The following is an 8,963-nucleotide window of genomic DNA, read 5'->3' on the forward strand; positions in this document are numbered from 1 at the left end:
TGTGTATAAGAGACAGCCCTTGTGGAGGCTTTTTGCGTTTAGGAGTCTCGCTTTTCTCTACCAAACTAAGTGTCCGCAAATCTAAGCATTCGTAAAAGTTTGGTTTTCGTTATCAGACATCGAACCATGGATGTGGTATTGATAGCACAACATTATAAGACGACGTCAGTGGAGAGTTTGTATGTCACAGCCTTTTTCAATTGCCATTCATGGTGGTGCAGGAACCATCTTGCGCGAGCAAATGAGCTATGAATTAAAAGCGGGTATTACCGAGGCTTTGGAAAAATCGGTTTTGGCTGGTTATCAAATATTGCAATCGGGTGGTGATGCTCTGGATGCGGTAGTGGCATCGGTTAAGGTGATGGAAGACAGCCCGCACTTTAATGCCGGTAAGGGCTCTGTTTTAACGCATGATGAATTTGTTGAGATGGATGCTTCTGTGATGCACGGCCGCGAAATGGATGCGGGTGCTATTGCAGGCGTTCGCCATATCAAAAATCCAATTGAACTTGCGCGTGATGTGATGCTGAAAAGCGACCATGTGTTGCTGATTGGTGAAGGTGCCGAGAAGTTTGCGTTTGAGCATGAGTACACCTTTACCGAGCAAGACTACTTCTTTACTGAGCGTCGCTATGACCAACTTCAGTCGATGAAAGAGAAAGGCATCTTTGCTCTGTCTGAAGCGAAATATGATCAGCAGCAAGCTGAGAAATACCCCGACGACAAAAAGTACGGCACGGTCGGTGCAGTAGCATTAGATCAAGCGGGTAACTTAGCAGCAGCAACCAGTACCGGTGGCGTGACCAATAAGAAATACGGCCGTGTGGGTGATTCTCCGATTATTGGGGCGGGAACCATCGCTGAAAATGGCAACGTTGCCGTCTCAACAACCGGGATGGGGGAGTTCTTCCTACGTAAAATGGTCGCCAGTGATGTCGCAGCACGAATGCGTTATCTGAAAGAAGATGTACACACCGCTTGTGAAACTATCATTCAAGGTGAATTGAAAACCATGGGTGGAGAAGGTGGCTTGATCGCTATCGATGGCCAAGGCGATATACATTTTGGTATGAACAGCTCAGGAATGTATCGTGCAAGCGTTGATACTCAAGGTCGTGTTGAAGTGAAGATTTATGCCGACGACTAAGTTGGTATCGGCTTAATTGGCTTTAGCTTATTCACTGAGATGAAATAAACAAAAGGGCGACAGATAAGTATCTGTCGCCCTTTTAGTTTTCTATGTCCCGTCCTGAAATGTGTTTACACATTGAGGACGAGAAACTAACGATATGCGTCGTTAGATTTAATTGGTTATTTTGAACCGCACTTAATAGTGTGGAGGTGGCGTCTCTTCTGATGCGTCAGCTAGATTAGAGCCATCCATATTTTTTACTTTGCCAACCACGAACTTCATCTGATCTTGCATTCTCGTGATTAACATTTGTTGTTGGCTAAGCGCTTCATTGAGTTCTTCAATGGTCTGTTCTTGGAAAGCTAGCTGACACTCTAGGTCATTTACGCGGCTTTCTAGTTGTTCAACTCGCTTTTCTGTCATCGTTCTTAATCCACATTCCAAGCTTGGGCAATGCCCGCAGAGGTGCCCGATATCACACGGTTCTTATCATCAAAGGCTGCATCATACACTACCGCACGAGGAGGGCGAGCATCTTTTAGTGGCTCAGCATCGTGGCGAGAAATTCGTTTGCCATCCTGAGTATTCCACACACTCACTTGGCTGGATGGCGTGCCCGTCACCAACATGCTGCCGTCATCAGAAAAACGAGCACTCGAAAAAATCAACTGTCGAGACCAGCTTTGCAATTGCGCTTGAGGTTCGCCCGTTTCAAGATCCCAAATCATCGCTTGATTGCCGCCATCAGAGGTAAAAGCCAGCTCGCCATCGCGTTGTAGCGCGACTCGTACTACTCTTTGTTCATGCTCAAAGGTGCGTAATACCAAGCCTGACTCGGTATCCCACAGGTAGGCTTTATAGTCGTTGCCACCTGATAATGCGTAGCGACCATTGGAAGAAAGGGAAACAGAATTAACTTTTTCTCGGTGAGCAAGGAACTCAAGACGGCGTCCGGTGACTAAGTCCACATAGATGGCTTTTCCATTAGAAAGGCCAAGCAATACTTTTTCACCATTGCTAGAGATATCGACATCGCGAATCAAGCCGTCGGAGATAGACCAGAGCCCTTGTGCTTGAGTCCAAGATAGGTCCCAAACGGCGAAGTTCATCTGGCTAGCGGTAATGGCAAAACGGCCATTGTCCGAGATACGGATACGCGATACTTGGTTTTCTAACTGGTCTTGTGGACCAAGCTGAGCCAACTCTTGGTCTTCGGCGAGGTCCCAAAGGAGCAGTTGCTTTTGCTGAGAGTAGAGCAGGGCGAAGCGTCCATCTCTGCTGAGTGCAAAGCTGGTGGCACCATTGGGCTCAATTTCCCAACGCTGCTCATCATCTTGGAAGAAAAAGCAACCATTTAACAAGGTGATGACAATTGTACATAGCAATGAGTGGAAAAATATTCGCATCACATCTAATAATCCGGTTTGTGTCGAAAGACATATGACTAGTATATTGTTATAACTAACGTATTCACACCAATCTAATCATTAGATTTGTGCACAATAACCAATGGCTTGGCCATTAATTGGAGAATTCAATGAAATCAGTTTTAAAAGTATCACTGCTTGCCGCAACGGTTATGCTAGCAGTTGGTTGTCAGAAAGAAGAACCAAAGGCAGAAGCTCCACAGGTTGAAGAAGTTAAAGTTGAAGCAGTAAACTTTAAAACAGAAGACGACAAAGCGGCATACGCAATCGGCGTATCTTTCGCTAACTACCTAAGCACAAGCATTGATAAGCCAAGCGAGCTAGGTATTAACCTAGACAAAGATATGGTTCTTCAAGGTATCGAAGACGTATTCGCAGAGAAAACTGCACTGAACGAAGAAGAAACTCGCGCAGCTCTTGAAGCTCTAGACAAGCGTGTTGCTGAAACGATGCAAGCACAAGCGGCAGAGAAATCAGCTGAAACTAAGAAAGCAGGTGATGACTTCCGCGCTGAGTTCGCTAAAACTGAAGGCGTTAAGCAAACTGAATCTGGTCTACTTTACCAAGTAATGACTGCTGGTGAAGGCGCTTCTCCAAAAGACACTGATACCGTTCAAGTACACTACAAAGGTACGCTAACAGACGGTACTCAGTTCGACAGCTCTTACGATCGTGGCGAACCAGCAACATTCCCACTAAACCGCGTAATCCCAGGCTGGACTGAAGGCGTACAACTGATGCAAGTTGGTTCTAAGTACAAGTTCGTTATCCCGCCAGAGCTAGCATACGGTGAGCAAGACACACCGACTATCCCAGCTAACTCAACGCTAGTATTCGAAGTAGAACTACTAAACATCGATAACGCTGAAGCAGCTCCTGCACAGTAATATCGGTTAAAAGCCTCGTACTAAAATACGTTGATTGAATAAAAAGCCTAACTTTGAGTTAGGCTTTTTTTATGATTTGAAGATGAGTATTTGATTTTTAAACTTGTTCTAAATCACTAGTTGCAATGTTAGCTAGGTGTGCAATTAAAATTTTCTGATAAACTTACATAAATTTGTTGATTTTTCACACGAAGGTAAGGAATAAGTGACTACTACAGAAACAGTCAATGCAGATGTGTTACTTGAAATGGAATCAGTCCACGTTATGCCATTCAGTGAACACGATAAAATCATTCTAAGATCTTATGAGGCCGTTGTTGACGGTATTGCGAGCCTTATTGGTCCGTTTTGTGAAATCGTTTTGCACTCTTTAGAAGACCTCAATACTTCTGCGATTAAAATTGCCAACGGCGAAAATACAGGTCGTCAGGTTGGCTCGCCGATCACCGATCTTGCATTGAAGATGCTAAAAGATATTGAAGGTTCTAAGCGTAACTTCTCACGTTCATACTTCACTCGCGCTAAAGGCGGAGTGTTGATGAAGTCGATCACGGTTGCTATCCGCAACGGTGAAGACCGAGTGATTGGCCTACTGTGTATTAACGTGAATCTAGACGCGCCATTCTCACAAGTGCTGCAATCGTTCATGCCTACACAAGACGCAGACGAAGCCGCATCATCGGTTAACTTCGCTAGTGACGTTGAAGAACTTGTCGACCAAACGGTTGAACGCACCATTGAAGAAATTAACGCTGACAAATCGGTATCGAACAATACTAAGAACCGTCAGATCGTGATGGAGCTGTACGACAAAGGTATTTTCGATATTAAAGACGCGATCAACCGCGTTGCTGAGCGACTGAACATCTCTAAGCACACCGTGTACCTATACATCCGCCAACGTAAAACAGAGGATGAAGAGGGTTGCTAAGCTATACACTCCTAGTGAATGGGCCAGTTTATGGCTCACAGTCAGCAAGAAGTGCCTACCAGTTTGCCGTGGCTCTGATTAAACAGGGCCACAAACTTCACAGTGTGTTCTTCTATCAAGATGGCGTCAGTAACGGCTCAGACCTTACCGTACCGGCTAACGATGAATTTGATTTAGCTTCTGCTTGGCAAAAGCTGGCTGATGAACACGATGTTAGCCTTGAAACCTGTGTGGCAGCTGCGCTAAGACGCGGAGTGATTAGCTCTGAAGAAGCAGAGCAACATCAACTAAGTGCCTCTAACCTAGCCACTGGATTTACTCAAGCCGGATTAGGAAGCTTATCGGAAGCGCTACTAACGCAAGATAGGGTTGTGCAGTTTTGAGAAAGTTAGCCTTTATATTTAACAGTTTCCCTCATACGACCGCTGCGGGTAGAGAAGGGTTAGACGCCCTGCTTGCTGCGTCCGCATATAGTGAAGACATTGCCGTGTTCTTTGTTGGCGATGGCGTGACACAGCTTCTCAAAGCGCAGCAGCCCGACGAAACACTATCGCGTGACTACATCTCTGCATTCAAACTTATGGACCTGTACGACATCGAACAGGTGTATGTGTGTCAGCGTAGTCTGAGTCAGTTTGGTCTTTCAGCAGACAACCTGCTGATCGATGTGACCACCGTTGAAGCCGACGAGTTAACGCAGAAGTTAGCTCAGTGCCAACAGATACTGACTTTCTAGGGGACGCTATGCTTCATATTGTAAAATCAGTCGACAAACTTAAACTCGCATTGACCTATTCTCAGCCGCAAGATCAGTATCTTTTGGTGGAAGATGCGGTGTATGTTTGCCTTCCCAATCATGAGTTATTCACTCAAATCTGCGCAGTAGAGCAGGTGTCGGTGTTAAAACCAGATCTCGATAGCCGAGGTTTACAACTACTTGTCTCAAGTACCATTGATCAAGTTGACTTCGATGGCTTCGTTAAACTGACGGTTTTGAACGACAAATCAGTCACTTGGTAGCTGTGTTTTATCAGTTTGGTTAAAAGTAGACCATCCTGAGCTCTAGACGGCTAAAAAAGATCTGTATATTTCTTGACACACCTCCCACTGCTGAATAGAATTTTGCGTCCCTAATTACGACTTGTGATTAGGGATAGATTTTTCACAAAGCTTACTTTCAAGTAAATTTCAGGAGCTAGTTAATGGCAACTATTAACCAGTTGGTTCGCAAACCTCGTGTAAAGCAAGTTGTTAAAAGCAACGTGCCTGCACTAGAAGCGTGCCCACAAAAACGTGGTGTATGTACTCGTGTTTACACTACTACACCTAAAAAACCTAACTCGGCACTACGTAAAGTATGTCGTGTACGTCTAACTAACGGTTTCGAAGTAACTTCGTACATCGGCGGTGAAGGCCACAACCTACAAGAGCACAGTGTTGTACTAATCCGTGGCGGTCGTGTAAAAGACCTTCCGGGTGTTCGTTACCACACTGTTCGCGGCGCACTTGACTGTGCTGGCGTTAACGACCGTAAACAAGGTCGTTCTAAGTACGGTGTGAAACGTCCTAAGTCTTAATTGATTCTCTTTTTTAAAAAGAAATCGTTAAGTAAGGCCAAACACTATTTTATTTATTATTCTGAAAAGTTTTGGAAAAAACCTGAAGAAGACAACGGAGAATATCCATGCCACGTCGTCGCGTAATAGGTCAGCGTAAGATCCTTCCAGATCCTAAGTTCAAATCTGAATTGCTGGCAAAATTCGTTAACATCCTTATGGTTGACGGAAAGAAATCTACTGCAGAAAAAATCGTTTACACTGCACTAGATTCAATGGCTGAGAAGTCTGGTAAAGACCACTTAGCTGTATTTGAAGAAGCTCTTGAAAATGTTCGCCCAGCGGTAGAAGTTAAATCTCGCCGTGTAGGTGGTTCAACTTACCAAGTACCTGTAGAAGTTCGTCCGGTTCGCCGTAACGCTCTTGCTATGCGTTGGGTAGTTGAAGCTGCGCGTAAGCGTGGTGAAAAATCTATGGCTCAACGCCTAGCTGCTGAAATGCTAGACGCGTCTGAGAACAAAGGTACTGCGGTTAAGAAACGTGAAGACGTTCACCGCATGGCTGACGCAAACAAAGCGTTCGCACATTACCGTTGGTAATACCTTTTTAGTGCTGCAAGGTTCCTTGCAGCACTTCTTTAGTTCCTATGCTTATGCTAGGAACTATTGCTATTTCTAGGGCAAGCAATTTTTAGCGAAGCATCGCTTTTAACGCCTAACCTAGACATAGCAATAGTCCCTAAGTCTCTAATAAGAGGATTCAACCGTGGCTCGTAAAACTCCTATAGAGCAATACCGTAATATCGGTATCGTTGCTCACGTAGATGCAGGTAAAACAACCACAAGTGAACGTATTCTGTTCTATACCGGTCTTTCTCACAAAATCGGCGAAGTTCACGATGGTGCAGCAACCATGGACTGGATGGAGCAAGAGCAAGAGCGCGGTATTACGATCACTTCAGCAGCAACCACTACGTTTTGGCGTGGTATGGAAGCTCAGTTCTCGGACCACCGTATTAACATCATCGACACTCCTGGACACGTTGACTTCACAATCGAAGTAGAACGTTCTCTGCGTGTGCTTGATGGTGCAGTTGTTGTGTTCTGTGGCTCATCTGGTGTTGAACCTCAGTCAGAGACAGTATGGCGTCAAGCTGATAAGTACCAAGTTCCACGTATGGTTTTCGTTAATAAAATGGACCGTACCGGCGCTGACTTCTTGCGCGTAGTTGAACAGATCAAGGACCGCTTAGGCGCAACTCCTGTTCCAATTCAACTGAACATTGGTGCTGAAGAAAACTTCCAAGGCGTTGTCGATCTTATCAAGATGAAGGCAATTAACTGGAACGAAGCTGACCAAGGCATGACTTTCACGTACGAAGATATTCCTGCAGACATGCAAGAAATGGCTGAAGAATATCGTACAGAACTTGTTGAAGCTGCTGCAGAAGCAAATGAAGAGCTGATGGATAAGTACCTTGAAGAAGGTGAACTAACAGAAGCTGAAATCAAACAAGGTCTTCGTACTCGTACCCTTAATAATGAAATCGTACTTGCTACTTGTGGTAGTGCATTCAAAAACAAAGGTGTACAAGCTGTTCTAGATGCAGTTGTTGATTTCCTTCCTTCTCCAGTCGATGTGCCTGCAATTAAAGGTATCGATGAAGATGAGAACGAAGCAGAGCGTCACGCAGACGACAAAGAACCGTTCTCAGCGCTAGCATTTAAGATTGCAACAGACCCATTCGTTGGTACTTTAACTTTCATCCGTGTTTACTCTGGTGTTGTTGAAAGCGGTAAAACAGCTTATAACTCTGTGAAGAAACAACGTGAACGCTTAGGTCGCATTGTTCAAATGCACTCAAACAAGCGAGAAGAAGTAAAAGAAGTACGAGCAGGTGACATCGCAGCCATCATTGGCCTGAAAGATGTGACTACTGGTGAAACCCTTTGTGACCAGAACCATAAGATTGTTCTTGAGCGCATGGAGTTCCCAGACCCAGTTATTCAGATCGTTGTAGAGCCAAGCTCTCAAGCTGATCAAGATAAAATGACTATCGCTCTAGGTAAACTAGCAGCGGAAGACCCATCGTTCCGCGTTGATATGGATGCGGAAACTGGCCAGACTCTGATTTCTGGTATGGGTGAACTACACTTAGATATCATCGTTGACCGTATGAAGCGCGAATTTAGCGTGAACTGCAACGTTGGTAACCCGCAAGTGGCTTACCGTGAGACTATTCGTGGTACAGCGAAAGCGGAAGGTAAATTTATCCGTGAACATGGTGGTAAAGGTCAGTACGGTCACGTATGGCTGAAACTAGAACCATCAGAAGCTGGCGAAGGCTTTGTCTTTGTGGATGAAATTGCCAATGGTATCGTACCGAAAGAGTTTATCGCTTCAGTTGCTAAAGGCGTTGAAGAGCAGATGAACAATGGTGTGCTTGCTGGCTATCCAGTTTTGGATATCAAAGCTACACTATATGATGGTTCTTACCATGAAACAGATTCAAGTGAGATGGCGTTTACAATCGCTGCCTCTATGGCTTTCAGAACGGGTGCACTTGAAGCGCAACCGGTTCTGCTTGAGCCTATGATGAAAGTTGAAGTAACTACTCCAGAAGACTGGATGGGTGACGTTGTTGGCGATATTAACCGTCGTCGCGGCATCATCGAAGGTATGGACGAGGGGACAGCTGGCCTGAAGATAATTCGTGCACAAGTTCCGTTGTCTGTCATGTTCGGTTACGCAACTGATTTACGTTCTGCGACACAAGGTCGTGCTTCTTACTCTATGGAGTTTAGTGAGTACGCTGAAGTGCCTAACAATGTTGCAAAAGCAATCATTGCAGAGCGTGGTTAAACAAAAGGAAGGCATTTTTTTTCATTTTTTGAAAGAACAATGCGTCCAAATATTGCGCTAACGAGAGTTGGCGCATAAAATAGCAATTTCTGGCGCGTCTCGCTCAATAATGAACGTGGCGAATCATAACTAGGAAGGAACACGATTGTGTCTAAAGAAAAATTTGAA

General features: G+C 44.9%; 11 protein-coding genes. 9 read left to right on the forward strand and 2 right to left on the reverse strand.

Annotation, left to right across the window (positions count from 1 at the left end):
- Positions 1–181 precede the first annotated feature (181 nt).
- A complete protein-coding gene (locus AB4375_RS20985) occupies positions 182–1,147 on the forward strand; it encodes an isoaspartyl peptidase/L-asparaginase family protein (RefSeq protein ID WP_136981917.1) in 966 nt (321 codons plus the stop codon).
- Positions 1,148–1,327: 180 nt separating this feature from the next.
- On the opposite strand, the gene AB4375_RS20990 is transcribed toward AB4375_RS20985, so the two are convergent.
- The gene (locus tag AB4375_RS20990; RefSeq protein ID WP_009848930.1) at positions 1,328–1,555 is read right to left on the reverse strand and encodes a SlyX family protein; all 228 of its coding nucleotides are present in this window, start codon (positions 1,553–1,555) and stop codon (positions 1,328–1,330) included.
- Positions 1,556–1,560: 5 nt separating this feature from the next.
- Positions 1,561–2,538 (reverse strand): WD40 repeat domain-containing protein, encoded by a 978-nt coding sequence (locus tag AB4375_RS20995; protein WP_017063707.1) that lies wholly within the window; start codon positions 2,536–2,538, stop codon positions 1,561–1,563.
- 131 nt (positions 2,539–2,669) lie between these two features.
- Between AB4375_RS20995 and fkpA the strand changes: the two genes are divergently transcribed.
- The 8 genes from fkpA (at position 2,670) to fusA (ending at position 8,795) form a co-directional block, all read left to right on the forward strand.
- A complete protein-coding gene (gene fkpA / locus AB4375_RS21000; protein ID WP_102393029.1) occupies positions 2,670–3,446 on the forward strand; it encodes an FKBP-type peptidyl-prolyl cis-trans isomerase in 777 nt (258 codons plus the stop codon).
- Positions 3,447–3,651: 205 nt separating this feature from the next.
- Entirely contained in the window at positions 3,652–4,377 is a 726-nt protein-coding gene (locus AB4375_RS21005) for a transcriptional regulator (RefSeq protein WP_004729851.1), read from the forward strand.
- Complete coding sequence (tusD, locus tag AB4375_RS21010) at positions 4,371–4,760, forward strand: sulfurtransferase complex subunit TusD (RefSeq protein WP_017063709.1); 390 nt, start codon at positions 4,371–4,373, stop codon at positions 4,758–4,760. Before AB4375_RS21005 ends, tusD begins: the two co-directional genes overlap by 7 nt.
- Positions 4,757–5,113: a sulfurtransferase complex subunit TusC gene (gene tusC / locus AB4375_RS21015; RefSeq protein ID WP_017063710.1), complete on the forward strand. Its 357-nt coding sequence runs from the start codon at positions 4,757–4,759 to the stop codon at positions 5,111–5,113. The genes tusD and tusC overlap by 4 nt, the downstream gene beginning before the upstream one ends.
- A gap of 8 nt (positions 5,114–5,121) precedes the next feature.
- Positions 5,122–5,397, forward strand: a complete 276-nt coding sequence (tusB, locus tag AB4375_RS21020; RefSeq protein ID WP_017063711.1) for a sulfurtransferase complex subunit TusB — start codon at positions 5,122–5,124, stop codon at positions 5,395–5,397.
- A gap of 182 nt (positions 5,398–5,579) precedes the next feature.
- On the forward strand, positions 5,580–5,954 hold the full coding sequence (gene rpsL, locus AB4375_RS21025; RefSeq protein WP_004737194.1) for a 30S ribosomal protein S12: 375 nt from the start codon (positions 5,580–5,582) through the stop codon (positions 5,952–5,954).
- 107 nt (positions 5,955–6,061) lie between these two features.
- Positions 6,062–6,532, forward strand: coding sequence for a 30S ribosomal protein S7 (gene rpsG / locus AB4375_RS21030; protein ID WP_010435163.1), 471 nt, complete (start codon positions 6,062–6,064; stop codon positions 6,530–6,532).
- Between the two features lie 166 nt (positions 6,533–6,698).
- Positions 6,699–8,795 carry an elongation factor G gene (fusA, locus tag AB4375_RS21035; protein WP_017061101.1) on the forward strand — a complete coding sequence of 699 codons (2,097 nt, stop codon included), beginning with the start codon at positions 6,699–6,701 and terminating at the stop codon, positions 8,793–8,795.
- Positions 8,796–8,963: the final 168 nt, after the last annotated feature.

Origin of the sequence: Vibrio sp. 10N.261.51.C6 (assembly GCF_041471785.1) — a bacterium.
In the GTDB taxonomy this organism is placed as follows: Bacteria; Pseudomonadota; Gammaproteobacteria; order Enterobacterales; family Vibrionaceae; genus Vibrio; species Vibrio crassostreae_C.

Excerpts from the sequence above, each read along its gene's own strand:
- AB4375_RS20995 (WP_017063707.1), bottom strand. The coding sequence starts at position 2,538 with ATGCGAATATTTTTCCACTCATTGCTATGTACAATTGTCATCACCTTG.
- fkpA (WP_102393029.1), top strand. The coding sequence starts at position 2,670 with ATGAAATCAGTTTTAAAAGTATCACTGCTTGCCGCAACGGTTATGCTA.
- AB4375_RS20990 (WP_009848930.1), bottom strand. The coding sequence starts at position 1,555 with ATGACAGAAAAGCGAGTTGAACAACTAGAAAGCCGCGTAAATGACCTA.
- AB4375_RS20985 (WP_136981917.1), top strand. The coding sequence starts at position 182 with ATGTCACAGCCTTTTTCAATTGCCATTCATGGTGGTGCAGGAACCATC.
- rpsG (WP_010435163.1), top strand. The coding sequence starts at position 6,062 with ATGCCACGTCGTCGCGTAATAGGTCAGCGTAAGATCCTTCCAGATCCT.
- rpsL (WP_004737194.1), top strand. The coding sequence starts at position 5,580 with ATGGCAACTATTAACCAGTTGGTTCGCAAACCTCGTGTAAAGCAAGTT.
- tusB (WP_017063711.1), top strand. The coding sequence starts at position 5,122 with ATGCTTCATATTGTAAAATCAGTCGACAAACTTAAACTCGCATTGACC.